Genomic DNA, 25,959 nt, shown 5'->3' on the forward strand with positions numbered 1-25,959 from the left:
CTTGCGCTTGCGCCTAGCGGCCGCGACGCGACTGCGGACGCGCCCCTGGCAGAAGCACCGGGCTGCCGTCCGCCAACAGATGCTGGCCGAGGGTGACCACGCGACCCTTTAGCTCCGGAGCGAGGACCTCTGTCACCTCCTGCGTGGCAATGCCGGGCGTCACGGGGACAAAGTGGGCCACGGTGCCGGTGGAGTCCACCACAAAGAGCGCCTTCTGCCCGTCACGGGTCACGATGGCGCGAGAGGGGACGAGCTGCGCGTGCTCGTTGCTGGCCAGCACCACGCTCACGCGCGCAAACATCCCGGGCTTAAGGATCAGCGAGTCGTTGTCCACCTCCACTTCCACTTCTGCCATGCGCGATTCCTCGCGCAGCATCGGAGCGATGCGCGCCACCTGTGCAGGGAAGAGGCGGTCCGCGAAGGCGTCGACGCTTACCGTGGCAGATTGGCCGGGCTGCACGCGGCCATAATCCCGCTCCGTGATCGTGGTGCGCACGATGACCTTCTCAATCCCCACTACCGAGATAACTGGGGCATTGGCGGTGAGCAGGGTCCCTTCGTCCACGAAGCGCTCGCCGGTGAAGCCGGGTGCAGGGGCGGTCAGCACGGTGTAGTTGAGCCGAATCTGGGCCGACCTTAGGGCCGCCTCGCGCTGTTCCACTTGCGCCTGCGCCAGTTTGAGGCGCGATTGCTGCGCCTCGTAGTTGGTGGTTGCCGCGTCCAACTCTGCAGGTGAGGCGATCCCCTTTTCCCTGAGTTGCTGCACACGCTCGAACTCTTGTCTGGCCAAGGCGAACTGGCTCTGCGCCTCGCTCAGCGACGCTTGCGCGATCTTCAGGCTTGCTTCCGCCTCGCGCACTGCCTGTTGATACTCGGCATCATCGATCTTGGCTACGACCTCATCCCGGCGCACCGGGTCGCCAATGCGCTTGCGGATCTCCACCACGCGTCCTGCCACCTTCGGGGCGATGAGGTAGCGATAGATGGGTTGGACGGTGCCCACAAACTGCCGCACTTCGCTTATCGGGCCGTAGCGGACGCTGTCCACCTCAACGGCAACGGGGGGACGCTGGCCGCGCGGCAGGCCACCGGCCGGTTTCTTGGCAACTAACTGAATGACCCGAAAAACCAAGGCGAGGGCCACAACGCCCACGACCAGGCGCACCACAAGCTTCTTCATAGAGCTTCCTTGGATGTGCGAAAGATGCCTATCTTCAGCCGTCAACGCTGCAAGTGTCCGCTGCGTGCTGGCGGAATCTCACAGGCTTTTAACACGGACGCAGGCGATTTCCTGCGCCGAAAGTGGCTCGGTGCGCATCACGAGAAAGAGGAGATTCTCGCGGGCGATGATGCCTCATGTGCGCCGCAGGATGGCTATGGAAAAGTCGTCCTCCAGGCGCGCCTCGCCCACGAAATTTGCCACTTCGGCGATGACTCGTTTTCCCATCTGCTCCGCAGAGGCCCACTTCTCGCTGGTGAGGATATGGGCAAGGCGGGCTTCGCCAAAGGACTCCTGCCTTTGGTTGCGGCATTCGGTGATGCCATCGGAGTACAGGAACACGATGTCCCCCTTCTCCAGACGGAGGCGTTGCAGGCGATAGCGAGTCTTGGGCGTCAGGCCAAGCGCAGCCTGGCCGCGCGGCAACTCCTGGCACTGCCCGTCTGTGAGCAGGAATGGAGGCAGGTGTCCGGCGTTGAGCAATTGGATCCGTCCGTTCCGGGAGCTCAGTGATGCGACGACCAGCGAGACGAAGCGCTGCGGGAGGCCGTCGCGGCAAAGGATTTCGTTCAGGCGATTGGCCAGCGCGCTCAGCGAGCGGAGCGAGGCCGCCAAGGCGCGCAGGGTGGCCTGCACCTTGGCCATGCAGAGCGCGGCACCCAGCCCTTTGCCAGCCACATCGCCCAAGCAAACTGCCAGACGCCCGCGCGGGAGGGCTAGATAGTCCACCAGGTCGCCGCCGACTTCGTTGGCCGGATGGGTATAGAGCCAGGTGTCCCAGCCCGAGAGCACCGGCCTCTCCTTGGGGAGCAATGCCTCCTGGACTGCCTTGCCGGCCACCAGCTCGTCTTGGAAAAGGAGCCTGTCTTTCAGTTCCAAAAGGAGGACAATCAGCAGAAGAATGAACCCCAGGGCGCCGAAGTTGAGACTCACGTCGCTCCCCATGAACGTGAAGCGGGTGTTGAGGATGGTCATGATCAGGCTCAACACCAGAAGGAAGCGCCGCAGCGGGGTGAGCTTGGCGAGCATGCTCATCCCCACCCAGATGACCACGTAGATCCACCGCACCAGGCGATGCATCCGTTTTAGCGACTCGCGCCGCTCCGGTTCGACATAGAAGTGGTAAATGTCGCGCAGTTCCTGGCGCAGGCCGCGCAGCAGATCGTGGCGTTTCAGTTCGTGCAGGCCCGTTCCCGCGCCTCCTTTCTTCTTCCCGTTCCGCGCACAGCTCTGCATGGTCTCACCTCAAATGGTGCGCTCTTTCGAAGACCGCTGTACACCGTGCTGATACTGGTCTTTGCGGCGCAAAGTTGCACGCGAGTTCCGTGGCAATGTTCAGCTAACGACGCGGCAGACCAGTCCCTTGAGGTAACTTCCCTCCGGGAAGCTCAGTGCCACCGGGTGGTCGCAGGCCTGGCCGAGGCGGGCTATGATCTGCGCACTGCGACCGGCGTCCAGCGCGGCGTCGGCAACGATCTTCTGGAAAAGTTCAGGCGCAATGAGCCCAGAGCATGAAAAGGTGATGAGTACGCCATACGGCCGCAGCAGCTTGAAAGCCAACAGGTTGATGTCCTTGTAACCGCGGCTTGCCTTTGCCACCTGTGCCTGGGACTCCGCGAACTTGGGCGGGTCCAAGATGATCACATCAAACTGGCGCCCACTGTCCCGCAAGCGACGCAGCTCCTGGAACACGTCCCCTTGGATGGATTGCACAACACCGGCCTCCATGCCGTTGAGGGCCAGATTCTCACGGCCAAGGGCCAGCGCCTCGGCGGACGACTCGATGTTGGTCACCGCTGTGGCTCCGGCGCGCAGGGCATATATGCCGAATGCGCCAGTGTAGGCGAAGCAATTGAGCACCTCCTTGCCATGGCAATACCTTGCCGCCAGAGCGCGATTCTCCCGCTGGTCGAGGTAGAAGCCGGTCTTGTGGCCGCGCACCAGGTCCACCAAGAAGCGGCATGGCCCTTCGCGGATTTCGACCAACTCAGGGGGAGATTCGCCCCAGAGCACGCCCGTTCTTGGGGACAAACCCTCTTTGTTGCGCACGTCCACCTCCGAGCGCTCATAGGTGCCCTGGCACGGCACCAGCTCGACCAGTGCTTCCACGATGGTCTGCTGCCACCTCTCGGCGCCGGCGGAGAGAAACTGACAGACCAGGAACTCCTCATAGCGGTCCACGATGAGCCCTGGCAGCCCGTCCGACTCGGCGTTGACAAGACGGTAGGCGTTGGTGGTCCCGCCCTGGATGAGCGGGGCGCGTGCTGCAATGGCTCTGCTCAGGCGCGCGCGGAAAAAGGTCGCATCCACCACTTCGTCCGGGTCAAAGGTCCAGACGCGCACTAAGATCTGGGAGCGGGGCGAATAGGCGCCGCGTGCCAGCACCTGCCCGTCGGCGCTGACGATGTCCACCGTCTCGCCTGCCTCTGGTTCGCCTTCCACTTTGGCAATAGCCCCGGCAAAGACCCAGGGATGCCACCTGCGCAGCGACTTATCACGGCCGGGTGTCAGGAACACGCGCGCCATTCGTTTGCCTTTCTGCGTCATGCTTGGCCAGAGTCAACCACTTCCCTCCGCAGTCGCACGCGGCACCTCCTCAACCCTCTTCACTTGATGACGAGCACCTTGGCGCCTCTGATCTTGCGCTCCTTGAGCTCGCGCAGTGCCGTGTTCGCCTCCTCGAGGGGATACACCTCGACCTCCGGCACGATGGGGATCTCGGCGGCAAGGGCTAAGAACTCGCGTACGTCCTGCCGGGTGACGTTGGCCACCGACTTTATCTCTTTCGCCAGCCAGAGGTGTCGCGGATAGTCCAGGGCAAGAAGCGCCTGTTTGTCCACCTCTTCCTTGCGGATGGCGTTGATGACCAGTCGCCCGCCCGGCGCCAGCCGTTCCAGTGCTGCCACCACCGGTCGCCACACCGGCGTCGTGTCGATGATGCAGTGCAGGAGGGCGGGCGGCAAATCGTCGGTGTCGCCGGCCCATGTGGCGCCCAATTGCCGCGCAAAGTCGCGCTCTCCCTCGGAGCGGGCAAACACGTAGACCTCGCTGTGGGGAAAACGGTGCTTGGCCATTTTCAGCACCAGGTGTCCTGAGGCGCCGAAGCCAGTGAGGCCCAGCCTCTGGCCGTCGCGCATGCCAGTGAGTGCTAAGGAACGGTAGCCGATGGCGCCAGCACAGAGCAGCGGTGCCGCCTGTGTGTCGGAAAAGCGCTCCGGAATCGGGTAGACAAACTGTTCCGGCGCGACCATGTACTCTGCATAGCCGCCGTTGGCATCCCGCCCAGTGGCGCGAAAGTGAGAGCACAGGTTTTCCTGGCCACTTTGACAGTATTCGCACTTTCCGCAGGCGGAGAATATCCAGGCCACTCCTACGCGCTCCCCGACCCGCCGCGCGGTGACGCCCTTCCCCCTGGCGACGATGCGCCCCACCACCTGGTGTCCCAACACCACCGGCAGTTGGGGCGGTGGTGTGCGCCCCTCGATCTCGTCCAGCTCCGTGTGACACACACCGCAAGCCGCCACCTTGATGAGTACCTCGCCCGTCTTCGCTTCTGGCTCCGACAGCTCCGCCAGTTCCAGTGGCAGGCGGCCTTCACCGACTGGCCCCAATTCCCGCAACAGCATCGCCCTCATGGTTGTTCCCTCGGCTATTCCAGAATCGCAATCCGCTCTTGTTGCACCCAACGGCCATTCCGGTACCAACGGACGCAGACGCAAGCATGCGCTCCCGGCAACTTCCGCCGCACAATGTGCTTGCAATCGTCTGGCTAAAGTTATATATTTTCCGCAAACCGTCAAGAACAAGGATTGCATCACTATGAGATTCGACAAGCCTGCAGTTGCCTTCGCAGCCTTCCTCAGCTTGCAGCGCACGAGCTTGAACTGCTCCGCGCGGCGCACCTTCGCCTTTGCCATGGTCCTGGCTATGGGCATGTGGCTGCTTCATCCGCCTGGGAAGGGGCCGCGCTGATGTGAATGAATGTGCATAGCATTTCTTCCGAGCCCCTTCCGAATCGCAGGAAGGGGCTTTTGCTTTGGGAGCAAACCCGAGCAGGGTCTGGACCGCGCGCCTTCGAGGAGGAAGGCGGAGGGCCTCTGCCCGGACATCGCGAGAACGAACTTGGCAAGGTGTGACTATGAGCGAAAAGACTGTTGTGCCCACGCAGACGCTGCGCGTGGCAAGCCCAGAGCATCCCTTTCGCTTCGAGTGCGGCAAGAGCCTAACACACCTGGACGTGGCCTTTGAGACTTACGGAGAGCTCAATAGCGCTGGTGACAACGCCGTCTACGTATGTCATGCCCTCACCGGCAGCGCACATGCTGCCTTTTTCCATGCTGCCCACGAAGAGCGGCCGGGCTGGTGGGACGGCCTCATCGGTAGGGGCAAGGCCCTCGACCCGGAGCGCTACTTCATCGTCTGCGCCAATCTCTTGGGGAGCTGCTATGGCACCACCGGCCCGGCGAGCAGCAATCCGGAGACCGGCCAGCCGTTCGGCATGGCTTTTCCGCCAGTGACCACGCGCGACATGGTGAACCTGCAGAAGAGCCTCCTCGATCTCCTCGGCGTAAAGCAGTTGGCATTGGTGTTGGGTGGCTCCTTGGGTGGCATGCTCACCTGGCAATGGCTGGTGGACTATCCCGAATTTGTGCGGGCGGCCATTCCCATCGCCGGCAGCGTACAGGGCTCTCCCTGGATGATCGCCCTGAACGAGGTGGCGCGGCAGGCCATCTACAACGACCCGGCCTGGTGCGAAGGCACCTACGCCGACCAAGGGCCCGTCGCCGGCCTGGCACTGGCCAGGATGATCGCCATGATCTCCTACCGCAGCCATGCGCAGTTTGCCCGCCGCTTCGGGCGGGACAGAGTCCACGTCGAGCCGTCGCGCGCGTTGGATTTCCACAACCGCTTCCAGGTAGAGAGCTACCTGCACTACCAGGGGCAGAAACTGGTATCACGCTTCGACGCTCGCTCGTACATCTATTTGACCAAGGCCATGGACCTGCACGACGTGGCGCGCGGCTATGCGAGCCTCGAGGAGGCGCTGGCGCGCCTCCAGGCCGAGGTGCTGGTCATCGGCATCGATAGCGACGTGCTCTACTTCCCCAGCGAGCTCCAAGAGACAGTGGGCACCTTGCAACGGCTGGGCAAGAGGGCTGCCTACAGGGAACTCCATTCCATCTACGGCCACGATGCTTTCTTGGTCGAGTACGACCAGCTCAACAAGCTTGTCGGCGACTTTCTGCGCGGGAGGAACTGATGCGCGTCGTGAAATTCGGCGGAACCTCGGTCGCAGATCCGGAAAGCATCCGCACTGTGGGCCGCATTGTCGCTGGTTTGCGGGACAGGCCAATGGTGCTGGTCTTTTCCGCCATGGGCAAAACCACCGACCACTTGGCCGAAATCGGCGAAAGTGCCGCGCAGGGGAGACTCGACGATAGCCTGCGCGTCCTCAGGGAGCTCGAGCGCTACCACATGAGCGTGGCGAGCAGCCTGCTGGAAGGGGCTTCCGGCATCGCGGAGAGCGTTGCCTTTTGCCAGGCGACCTTCCGCAGCATCGAGGCGATGGCGCAAGGGATCTCTGTAGTGGCCGATTTCTCCCCTGCAGTTCAGGATCGCCTGCTCGGCCTGGGCGAACTGCTGTCGACGAGGATCATCACCGCATACTTGGTGCAAGGCGGGCTGCCGGTGCAGTGGGTGGACGCCCGGCGGCTCATCGTCACCGATGCCCGGCACACGCAGGCCGAACCGCTTTTCGAGGAGACAGCTAGCAGGTGTCGCCAGGTGCTTCTGCCGCTCCTGCGGGATGGGAAGATCCCGCTCACGCAAGGCTACACCGCTATCTGTGCCTCAGGACAGCCCACCACTTTAGGCCGGGGCGGGTCAGATTTCACCGCAGCGCTGATCGGTGCTGCAATCGGCGCAGAGGAGATTCAAATCTGGACAGACGTCGACGGCATCCTCACCGCCGATCCCTGGCTGGTACCGCAGGCGAAGAATATTCCGGTGATGAGCTTTCAGGAGGCGGCAGAGCTGGCCTTTTTCGGCGCGCGCGTGCTGCACCCGAAGACTCTGGTGCCAGCAGTGGAGCGGGGCATCCCGGTGCGTGTGCGCAACACTCGCAAGCCCGAAGGCGAGGGGACGCTGATCCTGGCCCACCCTGCGGAGAGCGGCGTCGGTGTGAAGAGCATCGCCTACAAAGAAGGCATGACCGTGATCAACCTGGTCTCCACCCGCATGTTCAAGGCGCACGGCTTTCTCCGACAGGTTTTTGATGTGTTCGACCGCTATCGCGTGTCGGCGGATCTGGTGGCCACCTCGGAGGTGTCGGTAGCCATCGCCCTCCAAGATGCCAGTCGCCTTCCAGAGATGCTCACCGAGTTGCAGGCTTTCGGGGCAGTGACGGTGAAACCGCGCCAGGCGGTGGTCTGCGTGGTGGGGGAGAGGTTGAAGGAGACCCCCGGCATCGTCGGCCAGGTGTTCCAGCAGCTGGCCGATGTCAAGGTCTCCATGGTCTCGCAGGGCGGCTCGGAAATCAATCTCAGCTTTGTGATCGACGAAAATGCCCTGCCGGCGGTAGTGAGCCGACTGCATCGTCGCTTCTTCGAATCAGACAGCTTGCTGGGGGGCGAGCGAGGAGGGGCGCACTCTGCATGATGGAGAGGGCGATGAGCACACTCAAACAAGTGGCCATTCTCGGCGCAACAGGGGCTGTGGGGCAACGATTGGTGCAAATCCTGGCCGAGCATCCGTGGTTTGCGGTCACTACTGTTGCGGCCTCGGAGCGCTCGGCAGGTCGACCTTACGCAGAGGCGGTGCATTGGCTCTTGCCCGGCCCGATTCCCGCTTCGCTCGCGCGGCTGCGGGTCGTGCCGGCTGTGCCCGAATGGGTGCCGGAGGAACTGGTCTTTTCGGCGCTGGATGCGAGCGTGGCCACTGAGGCAGAACTGGCCTTTCGGGCGGCGGGCCGCACGGTGATAAGCAACGCCAGCAGCCATCGCTGGGACCCCCAGGTGCCGCTGGTGGTTCCGGAAATCAACGTGGGGCACTTGGTGCTCGCACAGCGCCAAAGGGAAAAGTACGGTGGAACTATTGTCGCCAATCCCAACTGTACCACCCTCGGCCTCTGCCTGGCCTTGGAGCCGTTGCGACTACGTTTTGGCCTCAAGCGGGTGCTGGTGACCACGCTGCAGGCCCTCTCTGGGGCGGGCTACCCGGGCGTGCCGTCGCTGGAGGCGGTGGACAATGTGCTGCCGGAAATCGCCGGCGAGGAGCAGAAAGTGGAGACCGAGCCACGCAAGATCTTCGGCCGCCTGAACGGGGATGGTGTGGAGCTTGCCGAGGTGACGATCAGCGCGCAGTGCAATCGCGTGCCTGTACGCGAAGGACACCTGCTCTCCGTTTCCGTGGAGCTTGGCGCAAAGGCGACGTTGGAGGAGGTGAAGCAGGCCTTTCTGGACTACCGCTCGCCGCTCTCCGGCCTGGGGTTTCCCTCCGCGCCGGAAAGGCCGGTGCTCCTGACCGAGGCCTCCCGCCGCCCGCAGCCGCTTCTGGATCGCGACGCTGCCGGGGGTATGGCCGTCACCGTTGGCCGTGTGCGCCCCTGTCCGGTGTTGGACTATCGCTTTGTGGCCTTGGTGCACAATACCCTGCGCGGCGCCGCCGGCGGCACGGTGCTGGTTGGGGAGGTGATGGTGAACAAAGCCCCGCGACTCTCACAGGCCCGGAGCCCCTGGCGTCCGTAGCCAGGCGCAGAGACGCGGACAAGAAGGGATCAACCAGCGGCTTCATGGCGGAGTGTTCGCGCGCCGGCCGCTGCGGGTGCTGCTCGTTTCTTGGCACTTGCAGCGCGTGCGCGAAAGATCCTTCTTCCCCAAAGCGGCTCGACCCATTCTGCGTTGTTGAGGCGATCGAAAAAGTACTGCCGGATCACGGCGTTGTGGGGAACCCAATTCATGAGCTTCTCAACGTCTTCTTTTTTCGGATGGTCCTTGGCGATGAGCTCATCCAGGATGGGGAGGCAAAACAGGAACCTGTTCCCCATCGCGGGAAGAATGACTCCGAGCAACGTTTGAGCCTTCTCCCCAAACTCTCGTACTTCTCTGCCGCGGGGAGGGGGCCGAGAGCACGCCTGTGGGCAAGGTGGTGTACGCTCTCTGCCAGCTTGAACCAGGCCTGTGCCTCGCGGCTTTCCTCGTCGATGTCAAGGGACTTGAGGATCCGCCGTATCTCGGCATCATGTTCGCGGGAGCCTGTGGAGTTGCGCCGGGCCTTTTGATCCAGCGCAATGGGTTCCAAGACTGTACAAAGGGCGTTTTCCACCTCGCGAAAGCAGTGGGCGACCAGGTGAGCCGTGGTTGCAAGTGCGGCCGGATGATGCGTGAGCCAGCAAGCATCGCGATAGAAAGCTGTAGGGCCCGGCCCTACCAACTCCTTCAGCTGGCTATATAGCTCTCCCTGGTGGGGATCGGAGAAGCGAAACGGTTCGCGAAATAGATCACCTCGTTCTGTCATAGCTCACCTCCGAAGGGGCGACCGAGTACTGCCTGCTCTCAGCACTTGAGCCAAACCTCAGTTTCCTCCTGGCTCGCCTTCAGGACCTCGAGCCTGGTCCGCAACTCCTCCGAGTGTGCCGCAATCCGCCTCTGCTCGGCAAATGGTGGCAAGGGGAGGAGAGCCTGGTCACTTCCGCCCGGGAAAGTGAAGGTTGTGACCCCGCCTTTGGCACCGACGATCGCCAGGTCTGCCGGAGGCCGAACACGACGAGAGATTGGCCACAGGGCCCCAACCGCCCCTCACAGCACGTCGTTTTCTCGGAAACCCGTGCTGGGGCGATAATTCGAGTTACGGCGCTAAGCCCCCACTCTGCCGATCGCTATTGTGTCTTGGAACAGCAAGCCTTCACACGCGAGACCGACAAGTCCGTTTGAGCCGTGGACCCGCACGGGGCCGCTGCCTGCGAGTTCCCTCTTGCGGACAAATCTTCCGTTTTGGAGCACGGAAACGCGCTTGAACCTCACTCGGCGCCAGCCGGGAGGTGCCTCATAACTCGTTTTGGTCATCGTGCGAGCCGGTGGGGGGGAGCAGCCGCCCGCCCCGCGCGGGCGTCGCTCGCCCCGGCGTGCCTCCTCTTACCGCGCCACGGGGGAGTTCGTGGGCGCCACGGCACCACTCGTGCAAGCATTATGAGTGTCCCCTTGACTGGTCACGGTTCTCCTCCGAATGTGGCGGAGCCCACCTCAGCGCCCTTCCTCTGGAGAACAGCTTGACCCACAGAGCATCCTCGCCCTCCCGGTCCGGCTTCTCCCTGTCCAGATGCCATCGTACCGGGTTTTCGGCGATGTATGCCCGGATACGCCCCAGGTGCTCTTCATCCCCGATCACATGTTCGTAGTAGTTCCGTTGCCAGACGGGTACCCGGGGTGCCGCGCCATGCGTTGATCCGCCGCGTGGTGGCCGATTTGAAACCGGCCACAAACGACGCCAGGGAACGTGGCGGCCGCCCCAAACGGCCCCGTAGGGGCCCATCGTGTGGGGGCGCACGGCGTAGGGGCGCACGGCCGTGCGCCCCTACGCCGTGTGCCCCCTTTCTCCGAGCGGCGCACTCCGTGGACCTTGGCAAAGAACTGCCTCCTGTCTGCCGCAACCTTTGCGGCAGGCCTCCCACGCCCTTCGCAGAAGGCGCGCATCAGCAAAGTGCTCATCCTGGATGGGACCCCCCTTGCCGAACTTCTTCAGACCTCCGGCAAGGGACAGTTTGTAGCACCATATCTCTCGACTCGGACCCGGCCGCCGGAAGAAAATTGCAGCGATTTGTATCCGAATAACGGGCAAAGGCGCCCGGTGGGAGACCCATGATGGTTGAGCTGCTTTCCAATACTCTAACCGCCGACCTGGCACCATGTCTGCATGACAGTGGCCTTCTTTGTGGAGAAGGCGTTAGCCTGACCATCCACTTGTCTCCGTGCGCACTTCAAAAAGCGTTAGCGACCCTTTTCCGAGGCCGGGAGTCCCAGGTGGGCACCCGGGGCACGCGCGAGCCAGCACCGCGGTTCCTCTGTTTTGCCTACATTCGCTCCCTCCAACGTTCCACTGGCCCTCGAGTACATGCCCGTAGCAGCGCCTCTCTCCCACCAAACTGGGCAGCTCGGCCCATTGCCGGGTGGTCCTGCCAAACCGCTGGTTCGACATGCGGGCAACCATTCACCCACGCGTGTCTCTCCGGACTGACCGGCAAAGCACGGCGCGCCGGCGGCCGTGCACCCCTCGCCACGCCTTTTCCTTGCAGGACACCCGAGCCAATATGCTCCGCCACTGGCAAAGAGTCAAGGCGTTTGGTACTCCTGCTGGCTTGTTCGGTGTCCGAGGCAATAAGAAAAAGCCGCCCCATTTTCGAGGCGGCTTCGCGCTTGCGTCGTCTTTTCGCCGAACCCTACACGTCACTCGTCATGATAAACAGCGGCTGGCGCATGAAGGTCTCATACTTTGGCCGGAGACGGTCGGTGTTGTAGTACTTTTCGACGTCCACTACCTTCTTCCGCCCGGTGAAGACCACATCCAGGGGCACATTGTCGTACACGCCGTTGCGCAGGCTTATCAGGCGCCCGAAGGACTTTTGCAGCACCAGGTCCAACGCCAAGTTGCCAAAGGCCATCGGCACGATGGAGTCGATGGCGTCGGGGTCGCCGCACCGCACTAAGTAGCCCAGTCGCTGGTTCACCACATTGATGCGCTGCCCATTGTTGTACTTGGGCGAGAGCTCCTTGAGCCGCGCCGCCACCTTGTCGCCCACGCCGCCGAGCTTCTTGTGGCCAAATTGGTCCGCTTCGTCGCTCTCGAAGCACATCTCCTGGTCGTCGGTCATCACCGCCCCTTCTGAAACCAGAACCACCGCGTAGTTGCTGGGGTGATGTCTGCGGTCTTCTACCAGCAGCTCGGTCAAACGGTGGATGTCAAAGGGGTATTCAGGAATCACGCAGCGGTCAGCAGCTCCCGCCATGGTGGGAAGCATCGCCGTGAAGCCGGCATAGCGACCAAACACCTCGATGACCAAAAAGCGCTCATGCGAGCCGGCGGTGGTGCGCAGCTTGTGGGTGAGCTCGATGGTGCGCGTCACGCAGGTGCTGAAGCCGATGCAGTAGTCAGTGCCCGGCACGTCGTTGTCCATGGTCTTGGGGATGGCCACTACCTTCACGCCTTCCTTGTGCAGGCGGTACGCGTAGCTCAGGGTGTCGTCCCCGCCGATGGGGATCAGGCAGTCGATGCCCAGGTGCTCCAGGTTCTTCAGCACTTCTTCGGTCACGTCGTTGATTTCGTCCTGGTACTTGTCGCGGAGGTGCGGCGGCACATTGCTCTTGGGAAGATGACTGGGCCGCGTGCGTGAGGTGTGCAAGAAGGTGCCGCCGGTGCGTCCGGCCCGGTCGACGATCTCCTCGGTCAGCACCTGGTAGCTGTGCCCGTTGTCGGCGTCCTTGTCGCGCACCATGTCCACCAGACCTGCCCAGCCGCGGCGGATGCCGATGACGCGATAACCTTCCCGCAAGGCGCGAAAAGTCACCGCACGGATGGCCGGATTCAACCCTGGAACGTCTCCTCCTCCTGTCAGGATGCCGATAGTGCCTCTCGTCTTTGCCATAGCTGCATTTCTCCTAACTACGGTCTTGACAACGAAGCGCCCACCCTCAGGGTGGGAACACGGTTTCCACTGCTTGACGTCAATTATATGCAAATGGTGGCAGATTTTCAAGCGAAAAATGCCTGGAGAGCCGTGCCCGGTGAGGGGTGGCTATCTCGTGCCCAGGTGCACGCTCCAGGGCAAAGCGTGATTCCGCCTGAACCTGCTTCATCTTTGTCTTGACTTTTGCGAAATGAATTGCTATAATAGAGCCAGATTTCCGTAGGTGCTGCCCAATCCATCAGCCGCTTTATCAATCCGGCTGGGATGCAGGGAGCCAGGGCGGTGGGGTCGATCTCCAGTCCGAGGTTGTGTCGGTGTTGCCCGTTGGGCTGCGGTGCGAACCAGGTCGGGATCGGAATGGCACAGCAGTTCAAAGTCCGCGGGGCAGCCATGCATCTATCACGGCTGCGCCAAGGAGCATGTGCAGGTCAGAATAGGCCAATCAGCGAGTCGGCAGGAGAGGAACTTTTTTGCGCTGATTGGCTTTTTTATTTTCGGATGCTGCCTTGTTGCGGATGACGGTCTGGAGCTGGAAGCGGAGGAAGGATGAAGATTCACGAGTATCAAGCCAAGGAACTGCTGAAGAAGGGCGGGGTGGCAGTGCCCGAAGGTGGAGTAGCATTCTCTGGGGAGGAGGCGCAGCGTATCGCCGACCAGATCGGCGGCGAGAAAGTGGTGATCAAGGCGCAGATCCATGCGGGGGGCAGGGGAAAGGGCGGTGGTGTGAGAGTGGTGCCCAGGGCCCAGGCCGGAAAGACCGCCGCCGAGATGATCGGCATGACCTTGGTGACCCACCAGACCGGGCCGGAGGGCAAGCTAGTGCGGAAAGTCCTGGTGGAACAGGCCCTGGAAATCGCGCGCGAGTTGTACGTGGGCATTGTGCTGGACCGCGCACGCAGCGCGCTGGTCTTTATGGCCAGCAGCGAAGGCGGTGTGGAGATCGAGGAGGTGGCCGCGGAGAGTCCAGAGAAAATTCTCAAGGAGTACATCGATCGCGGCCTTGGGCTGCAGCCGTTCCAAGCCCGCAAGTTAGCCTTCGGGCTCGGTCTGCGCGGGGAGCAGCTCAAGAACGCCGTCCGCGTTTTCACAGCCTTGGCGCAGGCGTATTTGACTTACGACTGCTCGCTGGCGGAGATCAATCCCCTGGTGGTTACCTCAGACGGGCGCGTCTTGGCGCTGGACGCCAAGATCAATCTCGATGACAACGCCCTCTATCGCCACCCGGATTTGGCTGCTCTCCGCGACGTCGAAGAAGAGGAGCCATTGGAGGCGGAGGCGGCCAAGTACGACCTCAATTACATCCGCCTGGACGGCACGGTGGGATGCATGGTCAACGGGGCCGGGCTGGCCATGGCTACCATGGACATCATCAAGCTGGCAGGCGCCGAGCCGGCCAACTTTTTGGACGTGGGCGGCGGCGCCTCGGCAGAGACGGTGGAAAACGGCTTTCGCATCCTGCTATCGGACAAGAATGTCAGGGCCGTGTTGGTCAACATCTTCGGCGGCATCGTGCGCTGTGATCGCGTGGCGCGCGGTGTCATCGAGGCGGCGCGCAAGGTGGACCTGAAGGTGCCCCTGGTGGTGCGCTTGGAGGGCACCAATGCCAAAGAGGCGGCAGAGCTGTTGGCCACTTCCGGGCTGAATTTCGCGGTGGCCACCACCTTTGCGGGGGCAGCCCAGAAGGTCGTGGAGGTGATGCGCAACTGAGTTGACGGCGGTACGGACAGGTGCAGGCAGGGAGGAACGGCATTGAGCATCCTGGTCGACAAGAATACGCGAGTGGTCGTGCAGGGGATCACCGGCGGGGAGGGCACCTTTCATGCCCAACAGATGATGGCCTATGGCACCAACATCGTGGCGGGAGTGACCCCAGACAAAGGCGGGCAGCTCTGGGAGGGGAAGGTACCGGTATACAACACGGTCAAGGAGGCGGTGGAGCAAGAGGGTGCCAACGCCTCGGTGATCTTTGTGCCGGCCGCCTTTTCTGCGGACGCCATCATGGAAGCGGCCGATGCAGGAATGGGCCTGGTCGTGTGCATTACCGAAGGCATCCCTACAGCCGACATGCTGAAAGTCTACGAATTCTTGCGCGGGCGCAAGACGCGGCTGGTCGGCCCGAACTGTCCGGGCGTGATCTCGCCGGGCAAATGCAAGTTGGGCATCATGCCCGGGGCTATTCACAAGGAAGGTCGGGCGGGTGTGGTCTCGCGCAGCGGCACGCTCACCTACGAGGCCGTATGGCAATTGACCACCCTGGGTATTGGCCAATCGACCTGCATCGGCATCGGTGGCGATCCCATCATTGGCACCACCTTTGTGGACGCCTTACGCCTGTTTGAGGAAGACCCGGAGACCGAGGCGGTGGTGCTCATCGGGGAGATTGGCGGCACGGCCGAGGAGGAGGCAGCGGCCTTTGTGAAGGCCGGCATAAGCAAGCCGGTGGTGAGCTTCATTGCCGGGCGCACGGCGCCTCCAGGTAGGCGGATGGGACATGCGGGCGCCATCATCGCCGGGGGCAAGGGCACGGCTGCCGAGAAGATGGCAGCGCTGCGCGATGCCGGCGTCACCGTGTGCGAGAGCCCTGCTACCATTGGCGAAACGGTCGCCCGCGTGCTGCGCAAATGAGCACAGGCAATACGGAGGTGAGAAGATGCAGTTCGGGCGGGTTCCCCTCGATGCGGACCGGATGAAGGTACCGCGCGGCACCGTGCACATCGTCAAGGAGCGGTGCAAGGGATGTGGCTTCTGCGTCGAGTACTGTCCCAAAGATGTGCTGGAGATGTACGACGAGTTCAACTCCAAAGGATACCACCCTCCGTACGTGAAGAGGGAAGGAGAGTGCGTCAACTGCGACCTTTGCGAGACCATCTGCCCGGAATTTGCCATTTTCAGCGTGTCCGAGGAGGAGGCAACAGAAGGGGGCGAAGAGTGCGTCTGCTGCAAAGAGGCGGAGGAATGCTCGTTCCTTTGTTGTGGGCAAGAGATGGTGCTTAGGTAGCTTCTCATCGGAATTGGAGGTAACATCCCATGAAGCTGAGCAGAGGAATCGTGGCGGGTGTCACCTTGCTGGTGCTGCTTTCTTGCCTTCTGGGGCAGGGACAGGCGAGGGAAGGGAGAGGAGGTGGCCACGGCTACTTTTACATCGGCAGCAGCATGGTGGACCTCGACAAGCTGAACGCCACCCTGAAGACAAGCCAGTACCCGGAGTTCTCCAATCGCCTTTTCAGCATGGGAGGCGGGGGACACGCTTTCTTCAACCGCCTGGTGCTTGGTGGCCAGGGGCAGGCGCTCATCAGCAAGAGCACCGACGTCAGCGTGGCCGGCACACCGTACAAGGCCAGTCTGAGTGCGGGTATAGGCTTCTTTGACATTGGCTACCTGCTCACCCCGCGCGGTAACTTGAAGATCTACCCTATGCTCGGCATCGGGGGCGGCGGCTTAGAGTTGGCCATTGAGGAGAAACAGCCCCCCTCCTTTGAGCAGATCCTCGCGCACCCCAATCGCAGCACTCGCCTCTCCGCCGGGTTGTTCTTGGTGAACCTTGCCTTGGGTGCCGATTGCCTTGTGCTGACGAGGCAGGACAAGGAAGGAATGGGCGGGCTGGTGCTTGGCATCGAGGTGGGATATACGTACACGCCGTTCGCAGGGGGGTGGCAGGCTGACGAGGTTGACATCTCGGGAGGCCCGGATGCCTCTCTCAATGGGCCTTATCTCCGATTGAAGATCGGAGGGGGAGGGAAGAGACGCTGAGGCATGGGGAGCAGGCAGGGACCTGCCCAAGCACAAAGCCGGGAGTAAGTCGATGGGAGAGAATCTTCCGCGCATCGGTGTGTTTGTCTGCGACTGCGGCCTGAACATCGCGGGCGCCGTGGACACCGCAGCGGTGGCCGAATACGCCAAGACCTTGCCGGGAGTGGTGGCGGTCATCCGTAACACCTACACTTGTGCTGACCCTGGCCAGAACGAAATCAAAAGGGCCATCGTCGAGCATAAGTTAGAGCGGGTGGTGGTGGCCTCGTGCACGCCGAAGATCCACGAGCCGACCTTCCGCACATGCGTTGAGGAGGCAGGGCTCAACAAGTACCTCTTCGAGATGGCCAACATCCGCGAGCACTGCAGTTGGGTGCACCAGTACGACCGCGCGGCTGCTACCGAGAAGGCCAAGGACCTGGTGCGCAGCGCCGTGTACCGTGCACGCTTCTTGGAGCCCCAGAGGGAGCCTGTCTACCCGGTGACCAAGGCGGCACTGGTCATCGGCGGCGGCGTGGCCGGCATCCAGGCTGCGCTGAACCGTGCGGATGCCGGGCACCAAGTCTACCTGGTGGAAAAGGAGCCGTCCATCGGCGGCATTATGGCCGCCCTGGACAAGATCTACCCGACCATGGACTGCGCCATATGAATCCTCGGGCCGAAGATGATGGATGTCGGTCGACATCCCAAAATCGAGCTCTTCACCTACAGCCAGGTAGACGAAGTCACCGGTTTCGTCGGCAACTTCAAGGTCAAGATCCGCAGGAAGGCCCGCTATGTGCGGGTGGAGGATTGCACCGCCTGCGGTGAATGCGCCAAGGTCTGCCCGGTGGTGGTCCCGGACGAGTACCAGCAGGGCTTCTCTTCGCGCAAGGCCATCTACTTGCCCTTTGCCCAGGCGGTGCCGTCGGCCTATATCTTGGACATGGCCCACTGCTTAGGCACTAACCCCATCGCCTGCGGCAAGTGCGCGAAGGTGTGCGCCAAGAAGTGCATTGACTATGACATGCAGGACGAACTTGTGGAGCGGGAGGTGGGGGCCATCATCGTCGCCACCGGCCTGGACGTCTATGACCCACGCCCCTTGGACGAGTTCGGCTACACGCGCTTCGAGAACGTCATTACGACCATGGAGTTCGAGCGTCCCATCTGTGCCGGTGGCCCGACCGCCGGACATTTCATCCGTCCGACCGATCGCCGCGTGCCCAAGACCGTGGGCTTCATCCAGTGCGTCGGCTCTCGTTCCACCAAGCGCGGCAACCGCTACTGTAGCAACGTCTGTTGCATGAACACGGTGAAAGATACACTTCTCCTCAAGGACCACTACCCGGAGGTGCAATGCAAGGTCTTTTACCTGGACATGCGCGCCTTCGGCAAAGGTTTTGAGGAGATGTTCCGGCGGAGCAAAGAGGAGGGGGTGCAGTACATCCGCGGCATTCCCGGCGATATCTACGAAGACCCGGTGACCAAGAATCTGGTGCTCCTGGTGGAAAACACCATGACCGGCAAGATCGAAGAAAATGAGCTTGAAATGGTGGTCTTGGCAGTGGGGATGCAGGCGCGGGCAGAGCAGAAGGACTTGCAGAAGCTGCTTACGCTGTCCAACACCGCAGACGGCTTCCTGTTGGAGTCCCACCCTAAGCTGAAGCCGGTAGATGCGCCCACGCAGGGCGTCTTCTACGCCGGGTGTGGGGAGGCTCCCAAGGACATTAAGGACAGTGTGACCCAGGCCGGGGCAGCTGCTGCTCGCGCCGGCATCCTGCTCAATGCTGGCCAGGTGACCATCGAGGCGATTACTTCCATGCTGGCTCCGGCGCGGTGCACGTTCTGCGGCCTGTGCAGTAGGGTGTGCCCCTTTCATGCGATTATTCCCCCGGACCGCAAGAAGAATCAGTACCCAGTGTTCATCGAAGCGGCGTGTGCGGGGTGTGGTGCCTGTGCCGCGGGGTGCCCCACGGACGCCATCCACATGCGGCACTTCCGGGACGAGCAGATCCTGGCGCAGATCCAGGCCCTGCTGGAAGAAAGGCCTGAGGAGAAGATCCTTGCTTTTGCCTGCAACTGGTGCTGGTATGCTGGCGGCGACAATGCGGGCACCGCCCGCCTCCAATACCCACCGACCGCCCGGCTGATTCGCACCATGTGCAGTGGCCGTGTGGATGAAAAGTTCGTCTGGTACGGCTTCAAGTTGGGCGCGCCCATCGTGTTGGTGTCTGGGTGTCATTTCGCCGACTGCCACTATGTCAATGCCGTGCAGTGGACGCAGCGCCGGGAGGAGCGTCTCTGGGACAAGTTGGAAAAGAAAGGCATCCGCCCGGAGCGGCTGCAGTTGGAGTGGATCAGCGCCGCCGAGGGGCAAAAGTTCGCGCGCGTCATGCGAGAATTGGAGGAAATGCGCCAGAAGGTGACCTTAGAGGAGATCCGCCAGACCATGGAGATCCTCAAGGACTATGATCCGCTGCAGAAGGAGAGCACAGCGGCTGCCGCATCGGCGTAGGGAAAAGGGAACGAGCGTCGCCTATGGGGGAAGCAAAGTTCAAATGCCTGCGCTGCGGCTACGAATTCATGGCCCACTATGACCCGAAAATTACCGAGGAGCGGGCCTGTCCGAAATGCCACAGCAACAGTGTGCGGCGCATCAAGGAGGAAAGCCCAAGGTAGGCCTGCCGGAGGTTGGTGGGGGGCCGCACTGCTGGGGGACCAAGTGCTAGCCCGCGACGTCAGGGCGTCCACCCAGTCCGTGCTGCTCTGTCCTGAGCGGAGCGCCGAATGGCATTTTGGGCCCCCTGCAGTGCGGGTGCTTCAGGCGCGCGACGAGGCCGTTGCCGCAAGTACCTGGGTCCCTCTCCGGATAGCCGTCTAATGACCTGCAATCAGGACGCCAATGGAAACCGTTCTCCATCGCCTCAGAGAGAGGGTTGCGCATCTCGGCAACCATAATCAGAAATACCTCCGCATGATCGACCTCCACCTGGATTCGTTGGTGGAGCGGCTGGAGGCTTCTGGCGCCATTGACCAGGTGCACCTGTGGACGGTAGGGCGCGATCTGCATGCCGAGATGGAGGTGGTGCGCACTCAGGGCACCACGGAGAAGGAGAAGTTGGAGTACCTGGGCACCTATTTCGCCTTGCAGTTCCTGCATCTGAATCTGCGCGCCCTCGACGTGCTCATGCTCGACCTGTCCGCCAGCAGCGATCCCCAGCAAGTCTATCAGAAGTTCATGCTCGACGTGGGCGCCAAACTGCGCGCCCTCATCGCCACCTACATGGAGGAGTTGCTGGAGCTCTTCCTCCCCGCCGAGCGGCGTCCAGAGTTCGTCATCTGCGGCGTAGGCACGCGCACCGACCAGGACGACCTGGACATCGGCGTCATCGACGATGGTTCCCCCAATCGCGAGCACCTCAACCGCGCCCTGAGCAAGCTCAGCAGGGAGATGTTCAAGAGGGCCGTCTGCCTGCACATGCACATCTCTGAACACGTTGGACAAAGCGGCTTTTCTGCCTCCATCCCCGAATACTGCGCCCTCTTGGACACCGAGATTCGCGATTTTGTCATCATTAGCGAGATGCTCAATGCCGCGCCCATCGTCGGCAGCCGTCGCCTTTTCCGAGAGTTTCAGCGCAAGGTGACCGCTCGTTACTACTACCATCGCCGCGGCGACAACCGCTACCACGAAGGCTATCTGCGCGGCATCTTGGGCGAGGTGCGCTCGCTTCAGATTCGCCAGGCTAAACCCAACCGCATCAACCTGAAGAACGACGCCCTGCGCATGATCAAGGGCGCCCTCTTCGCCGGCAAGACCATCTTCCGCATTGAGAAAGTCAACTGCTGGGGCATCCTCTACGAGCTCTGGAAGCGTGATGCCGCCCGAGCCTCCATGTACATGGCGCTGGAAGAGGCGCTCACCTTCTTGGAGACCTTCCGCTATCTTTACCAGCTCTTCGTGGTGCAGGAGGAAGAAATCTATTTGGAGAGCGAGCAGGCCAAGTCGAACCTTGGGCCGGTGGCCAGGGCCATGGGCTACGCGGATACCGGCGTGGTTTCGGCCGAGCAGCACCTCTTGGTCGACTACTACCGCTACGTGGCGCAGGCCAAGCGGGCCCTCGACGAACTGCTGCCGCACGTCACGCAGCACCTCCGCAGCGTGAGTTTGTTTGGCCCTTTGCGACAGGTCGCCGCGGGCGTTCCTCACGCGCAGGCCTCCGAGAATCTGGCTGTGCGCTTCGTCCAGCACCTGGAGTTTTTCAATGGCACAAAGTTCTGGGACGATGTGCTGGAGGCCTTGGAAGAGAACCAGGCAGCGCTGTTGGTGGCACTGGTCACAGACCTGTGCGCCTTGGATGAGGCAAAGGCGCGCGAGCTGATCGGTCGCTTTTCCGCCTGGGGCACTAATGCCTTCATCGCCGAGCTGTCGTTTCTGGTCATGCTCGCCCGTCACCAGGACAAGTTCCCCAAGGGATGTGTCTTTGCCGACTTTAGCCGCGCCTTCTTGCAGGCCTTTGCGGGCACGCCAGAAGAGATCAGACGCATGGTGCGGGTGTTTGACCACTACCCGCAGCTCATGAATCGCTACTTGGCCTGCATCACCGAGGAGGAAAGGCGGATCTTTGCCTGCATGCTGCGCGGCGAGACCTGGGATCCCGACGTGGCGCAGGTACGCGCACGGCTGCTGCAGCTCTGCCAGCTCCACATCCACAGCAGCGAATACTTCAAGCGGTTCTTCCTGCGCGTTTTGGAGCGCCATCCAAGCGCCATCCATTTGCTGGACAAACCCGCGCGCCTGCAGCAGTTGGCCGAGGGGCTCTACGGTGACGTGGATCGTTATGGTTCCTTTGTGGCAAAGAAGGAGCGGCTCGGCGACTTTTTCGACTTGGAATTCTTCCGCATTGGCCTGCTGTGTTTGGCCGGCGCGCCCATTGCCGCGGTGGGTGCTCAGTTCACCGAATCCTCGCACCGCTACCTGCGCACGCTGTACGACCTCTGCAAGGCAGAGCTGGATGAACAGACGGGAACCTCGATTGCAACAAGGGATCTGTTGGGATTGTTCGTGTCGGGCGGACACTCGCGTGAACAGGCTTTTGTGGACGATTATGACCTGTTCTTCCTCTTGGGCTCCGACGAACCACGACTGCGCGCCTACGGGGACAAGATCGCCAGTCGCATGAATCAACAACTCATTCGGCGGGGGATCCTGCCCCACTACCGGTTTGCCGCTCTCTTCGGCCACTATGTGACGACCATGCGCGAGCTGGAGGACTACCTCAGCCAGAATGGCGATTCGGTGGTGGTGGACAAGTCGCAGGTCCTGGGCTCACGCATGGTGGTGGGGAGCCACAAGCTCCAGCAGACGTTTCTCCGCCGCATTATCGAGCCGCATGTGTATGCAGATGTGGACCGCTATCTTGCGCAGATGCGCGCCGAAGTGCACGCCCGCCACCGCGAGGTGCGCAAGCTCCCTGGGGCAGCGCGCAACATCAAGGAAGGCATCGGCTGCATGCGCGACATCGAGATGACCCTGCTCATGCTCAAGGCGAAATTCCGCGTCGACCAGCCGGTCACGGGCGAGCTGCTGGAGGCTCTCCCACGAGTGGATCCGCGCCACAGCAGGGAGTTCCGGGCGCTGGCTGCGGCGCTCGAATTCTATGAGCAGCTCAGGAGCCTGTATCGCCTCACCGCCTCGACCGGGGAGGAGATCGATCCCCGCTTCCTGGGGAGAACAGCGGTCATCATGGGTTTCGGCGAAAACGAGGCGGAGGCGGCCGAGCGGCTGCTGGTGGCTTTTCGCCGCTGCGCGGAAAAGACGCGCAAAGTCCTCGCCAGGTTGGAACGTGCCCTCCTCGCGCCGACGCCCGCAGGGGCATTGTGAGGGGGTCCAGGAAGGCAAGAAGCCCTCTCCGCCGTGTCCGGTCCCGGTGCACCTGACCTTGCTGCAGCAGAGGTGAACTTGGGGGCATCCCTCTTCCGCGGGGAGCCTGCCGCGCCTGCCGGCCTGTCCCTTGGCCTGCGCGCGGCACCGTGCTTGCCTCTTTGTTCACCAAGCCGGTCGACCATCGAGGCCGGGAATAGCCGGAAAATTCGGCGCGAACGCAGCTCCACCCGCCTCTAACTTGCCGCAGCCGGGGTGTGTCGGCTCCCTCTGAAAATGGCGTACAGGGCCGGGGTCACCGTGAGCACCAGGGCGCTTGACACCGTCAGCCCGCCGATAGTGGCTAAGGCCAAAGAATACCACAGGCCTTGCTTGCTCTCCACAAAGAGCACCAGGGGCAGCATGCCAAATACGGTGGTGGCGGTGGTCATCATGATGGGGCGCGCGCGTTCCATGCACCCCGCACTCACCGCCTCTAACCAATTGCGGCCGGAGGTGCGCAGCCGGTTTATGTGGTCCACCAGCACGATGGCATTGTTCACCACGATGCCGCCCAGCAAAATAACCCCAATGTAGGCGGAGCGGTCGAAGGGGGTCTTGGTGAGGTAGAAGATCCAGAAGACGCCGATCAGCGCCAAAGGAACCGTTAGCAACACCACAAAAGGGTGCCGCAGCGACTCGTAGAGGGCGGCGGTGACCATGAACACCAACAGAATGGCCAGGGCCAAGACCCCCAGTACCTGCTGCTCCTCTTCCTTTTGCATTAAGGTGAAGGAGGGACGTTGGAGGGAGTAGCCCGGGGGAAGGTGAGTATTGCGGATCACACTCTCGACGAGCCGATCCCCCATGCGCCACGGGCCACGGAATTCGAAGCTAATCCAACGCTGGTACTGCTGGTCTTCGCGCACAATGCGCGCCAAGGCCTTTTGCTCCGAGATGCTCGCCACATCGCCGAGGCGCACAACTTCCTGGCCGTCCGAACGCAGCACCAACTGGCGGAGGTCGTCGAGGGCAAAGCGACGGTAGCCGTGCATTTTGATGCTGTGGTCAACGTCCTCGCCCTTGATTTTGAGGCGCTGATAGCGCCGGGCGCCCCGGATATGCGGCTCCACCTTTTGAAGCACCTCGCCTACGGTGAGCCCGAAGCGGCTGAGTTGGCGGCGGTCGAGGCGCACGATGACTTCGAATAGGTCTCCTCTGCCGTACCAGAGGGTGGAGCTGGTCTCCAAGTCGCGCACGCGCACGTTGCGTCGCAAGGTGCGCCCCACCTCGTCGGCGGTGCGTTTGACCTCGTTGTAGTTGTAGCCGAGCACTTGCAGGTAGAACCTTGGGGCTGCGCCGCCCCCCCTGAAGAAGCCGGGGCCAAAGCCGTACACGTTGACGTTGGCGCCGGCAAAGCGCGTGGCCATGGCGCTCAACTTTTCCTTGAGGATGAGAGGCTCCGGAGTCAGCTCTATCTCGGGAGGGAAGGTGATGCGCAGCCTGGCCCACTCGGGATAGACTTCTGCCGTGACCTTGTCAAGGTGGGGGCGCCCTACCAACTTCTCCTCAAACGAGCGCACCACGGCGTCGGTGGCCTCCAACTCTGAGCCGCTGGGCATTTGCACGTAGACTACCAGGTAGGTATCCCGCCCCCAGGAGAAGGGCTGGCCGCGGGGCACCTTCTTGTCAAAAATGTAGAAGCTTCCCACGAACAGAGCCAGTGCAGCGGCGGCAACAAACCATTTGTGGCGGAGCGACAGCCGCAGATAGCGTGCGTACAGGCGCTGCACCGCTGTGGGCGCTTTGGCACGGCCGGCTTCTGCCTCATTGGCCTGCTCTCCGCCGCGCGGTGGACTGCCCTTGCCAACGCTGCCGCGGAAAAGCACCTTTGCCGCCAACATAGGGGTCAAGGTGAAGGCGACCACCAGTGACGACACGAGCGCCAGCCCTACGGCAAGGGCAAACGGCAGGTAGTAGATGCGCAGCTCGCCGGTCATGTACAGAAAGGGCAAGAAAACGACGACGGTGGTCAAGGTAGAGGCGACCACGGCCAAGGCCACCTCCGAGGCTCCCCGTTCGGCCGCCCGTGCGACGGGCTGACCTCTCCGCCACTGGCGCTCGACGCTATCCAGCACGACGATGGAGTTGTCCACCAACATGCCGAAACCAAGGGCCAACCCCGCCATCGTCAGGAGGTTGAGAGTCAGGTGGGCAAAGTAGAAAAAGTCCACCGTCAGCAAGACGGAAAACAGGATGGTGGCGAGGATGACAAGGGGAGCGCGCAGCCGGCGCAGGAACAGCAGCAACACGGCAAAGATGGCCAGCAGGCAGAAGCCGGCACGCGAGGTAAAATCCCGAAGTTCCTTCCGCATGCGCAGGCTTTGGTCCCGCTCCTTGAGGAGCCGTAGCCCGGGTGGAAAGCTCTTCGCGATGGTGGTGAGCTTCTTCTCCACCGCCTGCGCCACGGCGATGGTGCTGGTGCCCGGCTCCTTTTCGATATTGATGGTCACCGCCGGCTGCCCGTTGATGCGGGATAAACCCACCGGTTCACTGGATGCATCGCTGACCTGAGCCACATCTTCCAACCGCACTGGCCCGGGAGTGCTCCTCCTGGACGCGCCAAGGAAGCTGGCCGGGATGACTGCTTTGCCGATGCTGGCCACCTCCTGAATGGGGTCGTCGATGAGGAGCTCCCACCGCGTCCCCCCACGCACCAGGTGACCGGCGGCCTGGCGCAGCCCAAGGTCCTGCAGCGTGCGCTGCACGGCCTCTATGCTCACTCCTAAGGCTTCCATCCGGCGCGGGTCCATCTCGATGCGTACCTCGCGGTCAACCCCACCCAAGATGCGGATGTCCGCCACGCCCTCCAGGCCCAGCAGAGGCGGACGTACCTTCTCCTTGGCCATGCGTCGCAGGGTTTGCAAGTCAAAGGGGCCGAGCAGGCGGTAGGAGAGCAAGACGTCGGTCTGAAACTCCTTGGGCACGTATTTCTGGATTTGCGGCGGAAAGGCCCCGTAGGGCAGCTCCTCGCGCGCGACGGCCAGTTTCTCGTTGAGCTCGAAGGTGGCAAAGTCCATGTTGGTGCCGCGCTCGAACTCGACCTCGACGGTGGAGAGCCCCTCTTCCGAGGTGGAGCGCACTTTGCGCACGCCAGTGACCGTGGCTGCCACCGCCTCGATTGGGGAGGTCACAAAGAGTTCCACCATCTCCGGGGAGCTATTTGGCCACTGCGTCAGTACCGAGAGGCGAGGAAAGTCCACCTCGGGGGTGAGTTCCAGTGGGAGGTGACTCAGCGAAAAGAGCCCGGTGGCCAGGATGATCAGATAGACCATGGCTGTAGCCACCGGCCGCTGTAACGAGGTCTTGACCAGATTCACCGTCGCCCCTCAGCTCATCACGGTGCACTCCTTGCCTACCACGTCAGTGGCTGGGGTTGCCCCAACTCCCTTGCAGGGGCGCTGTCCA

General features: G+C 62.3%; 19 protein-coding genes and 1 pseudogene. 12 read left to right on the forward strand and 8 right to left on the reverse strand.

The annotated features are described in order from the left end of the window. Positions 1-13: 13 nt before the first annotated feature. The 4 genes from NUW13_15115 to NUW13_15130 form a co-directional block, all read right to left on the reverse strand. Positions 14-1,180 (reverse strand): efflux RND transporter periplasmic adaptor subunit, encoded by a 1,167-nt coding sequence (locus tag NUW13_15115; GenBank protein ID MCR4440351.1) that lies wholly within the window; start codon positions 1,178-1,180, stop codon positions 14-16. 174 nt (positions 1,181-1,354) lie between these two features. Then, complete coding sequence (locus NUW13_15120) at positions 1,355-2,455, reverse strand: serine/threonine-protein phosphatase (GenBank protein MCR4440352.1); 1,101 nt, start codon at positions 2,453-2,455, stop codon at positions 1,355-1,357. A 99-nt stretch (positions 2,456-2,554) separates the two neighbouring features. After that, positions 2,555-3,745 carry a class I SAM-dependent methyltransferase gene (locus NUW13_15125; GenBank protein ID MCR4440353.1) on the reverse strand — a complete coding sequence of 397 codons (1,191 nt, stop codon included), beginning with the start codon at positions 3,743-3,745 and terminating at the stop codon, positions 2,555-2,557. A gap of 80 nt (positions 3,746-3,825) precedes the next feature. Then, positions 3,826-4,854 carry a zinc-dependent alcohol dehydrogenase family protein gene (locus tag NUW13_15130; protein MCR4440354.1) on the reverse strand — a complete coding sequence of 343 codons (1,029 nt, stop codon included), beginning with the start codon at positions 4,852-4,854 and terminating at the stop codon, positions 3,826-3,828. Positions 4,855-5,038: 184 nt separating this feature from the next. Between NUW13_15130 and NUW13_15135 the strand changes: the two genes are divergently transcribed. The 4 genes from NUW13_15135 to asd all read left to right on the forward strand — a co-directional run bounded on the left by NUW13_15135 (position 5,039) and on the right by asd (position 8,964). After that, positions 5,039-5,191 carry a hypothetical protein gene (locus NUW13_15135; GenBank protein ID MCR4440355.1) on the forward strand — a complete coding sequence of 51 codons (153 nt, stop codon included), beginning with the start codon at positions 5,039-5,041 and terminating at the stop codon, positions 5,189-5,191. Positions 5,192-5,357: 166 nt separating this feature from the next. Continuing rightward, complete coding sequence (gene metX, locus NUW13_15140) at positions 5,358-6,479, forward strand: homoserine O-acetyltransferase (GenBank protein MCR4440356.1); 1,122 nt, start codon at positions 5,358-5,360, stop codon at positions 6,477-6,479. Then, a complete protein-coding gene (lysC, locus tag NUW13_15145; protein MCR4440357.1) occupies positions 6,479-7,876 on the forward strand; it encodes a lysine-sensitive aspartokinase 3 in 1,398 nt (465 codons plus the stop codon). The genes metX and lysC overlap by 1 nt, the downstream gene beginning before the upstream one ends. Before the next feature lie 11 nt (positions 7,877-7,887). Further along, on the forward strand, positions 7,888-8,964 hold the full coding sequence (asd, locus tag NUW13_15150; GenBank protein MCR4440358.1) for an aspartate-semialdehyde dehydrogenase: 1,077 nt from the start codon (positions 7,888-7,890) through the stop codon (positions 8,962-8,964). Positions 8,965-8,993: 29 nt separating this feature from the next. Here asd and NUW13_15155 read toward each other — a convergent pair whose 3' ends face one another. The 3 genes and pseudogenes from NUW13_15155 to NUW13_15165 form a co-directional block, all read right to left on the reverse strand. Further along, complete coding sequence (locus NUW13_15155; GenBank protein ID MCR4440359.1) at positions 8,994-9,263, reverse strand: hypothetical protein; 270 nt, start codon at positions 9,261-9,263, stop codon at positions 8,994-8,996. A gap of 1,139 nt (positions 9,264-10,402) precedes the next feature. Continuing rightward, a pseudogene (locus tag NUW13_15160) lies at positions 10,403-10,712 on the reverse strand (transposase). Between the two features lie 939 nt (positions 10,713-11,651). Continuing rightward, positions 11,652-12,854, reverse strand: a complete 1,203-nt coding sequence (locus NUW13_15165) for an ATP-dependent 6-phosphofructokinase (protein ID MCR4440360.1) — start codon at positions 12,852-12,854, stop codon at positions 11,652-11,654. Between the two features lie 588 nt (positions 12,855-13,442). On the opposite strand from NUW13_15165, the gene sucC reads away from it, so the two are divergent. The 8 genes from sucC to NUW13_15205 all read left to right on the forward strand — a co-directional run bounded on the left by sucC (position 13,443) and on the right by NUW13_15205 (position 22,512). Beyond that, positions 13,443-14,603, forward strand: a complete 1,161-nt coding sequence (sucC, locus tag NUW13_15170; protein ID MCR4440361.1) for an ADP-forming succinate--CoA ligase subunit beta — start codon at positions 13,443-13,445, stop codon at positions 14,601-14,603. A gap of 42 nt (positions 14,604-14,645) precedes the next feature. Beyond that, positions 14,646-15,521, forward strand: a complete 876-nt coding sequence (gene sucD, locus NUW13_15175; protein ID MCR4440362.1) for a succinate--CoA ligase subunit alpha — start codon at positions 14,646-14,648, stop codon at positions 15,519-15,521. Between the two features lie 25 nt (positions 15,522-15,546). Then, positions 15,547-15,894: a 4Fe-4S binding protein gene (locus NUW13_15180; GenBank protein ID MCR4440363.1), complete on the forward strand. Its 348-nt coding sequence runs from the start codon at positions 15,547-15,549 to the stop codon at positions 15,892-15,894. 29 nt (positions 15,895-15,923) lie between these two features. Next, a complete protein-coding gene (locus tag NUW13_15185) occupies positions 15,924-16,646 on the forward strand; it encodes a hypothetical protein (GenBank protein MCR4440364.1) in 723 nt (240 codons plus the stop codon). A 52-nt stretch (positions 16,647-16,698) separates the two neighbouring features. Next, positions 16,699-17,295 carry an FAD-dependent oxidoreductase gene (locus NUW13_15190; GenBank protein ID MCR4440365.1) on the forward strand — a complete coding sequence of 199 codons (597 nt, stop codon included), beginning with the start codon at positions 16,699-16,701 and terminating at the stop codon, positions 17,293-17,295. Between the two features lie 15 nt (positions 17,296-17,310). Continuing rightward, a complete protein-coding gene (locus NUW13_15195) occupies positions 17,311-19,143 on the forward strand; it encodes a hydrogenase iron-sulfur subunit (GenBank protein ID MCR4440366.1) in 1,833 nt (610 codons plus the stop codon). Positions 19,144-19,166: 23 nt separating this feature from the next. Beyond that, positions 19,167-19,307: a hydrogenase maturation nickel metallochaperone HypA gene (locus NUW13_15200; GenBank protein ID MCR4440367.1), complete on the forward strand. Its 141-nt coding sequence runs from the start codon at positions 19,167-19,169 to the stop codon at positions 19,305-19,307. A 223-nt stretch (positions 19,308-19,530) separates the two neighbouring features. Next, positions 19,531-22,512, forward strand: coding sequence for a hypothetical protein (locus tag NUW13_15205; GenBank protein MCR4440368.1), 2,982 nt, complete (start codon positions 19,531-19,533; stop codon positions 22,510-22,512). Positions 22,513-22,748: 236 nt separating this feature from the next. Here the strand turns inward: NUW13_15205 and NUW13_15210 are convergent, their stop codons facing one another. Beyond that, positions 22,749-25,871: an efflux RND transporter permease subunit gene (locus NUW13_15210; protein ID MCR4440369.1), complete on the reverse strand. Its 3,123-nt coding sequence runs from the start codon at positions 25,869-25,871 to the stop codon at positions 22,749-22,751. Positions 25,872-25,959: the final 88 nt, after the last annotated feature.

Source organism: candidate division KSB1 bacterium, from assembly GCA_024655945.1.
In the GTDB taxonomy this organism is placed as follows: domain Bacteria; phylum Zhuqueibacterota; class Zhuqueibacteria; order JANLFK01; family Oleimicrobiaceae; genus Oleimicrobium.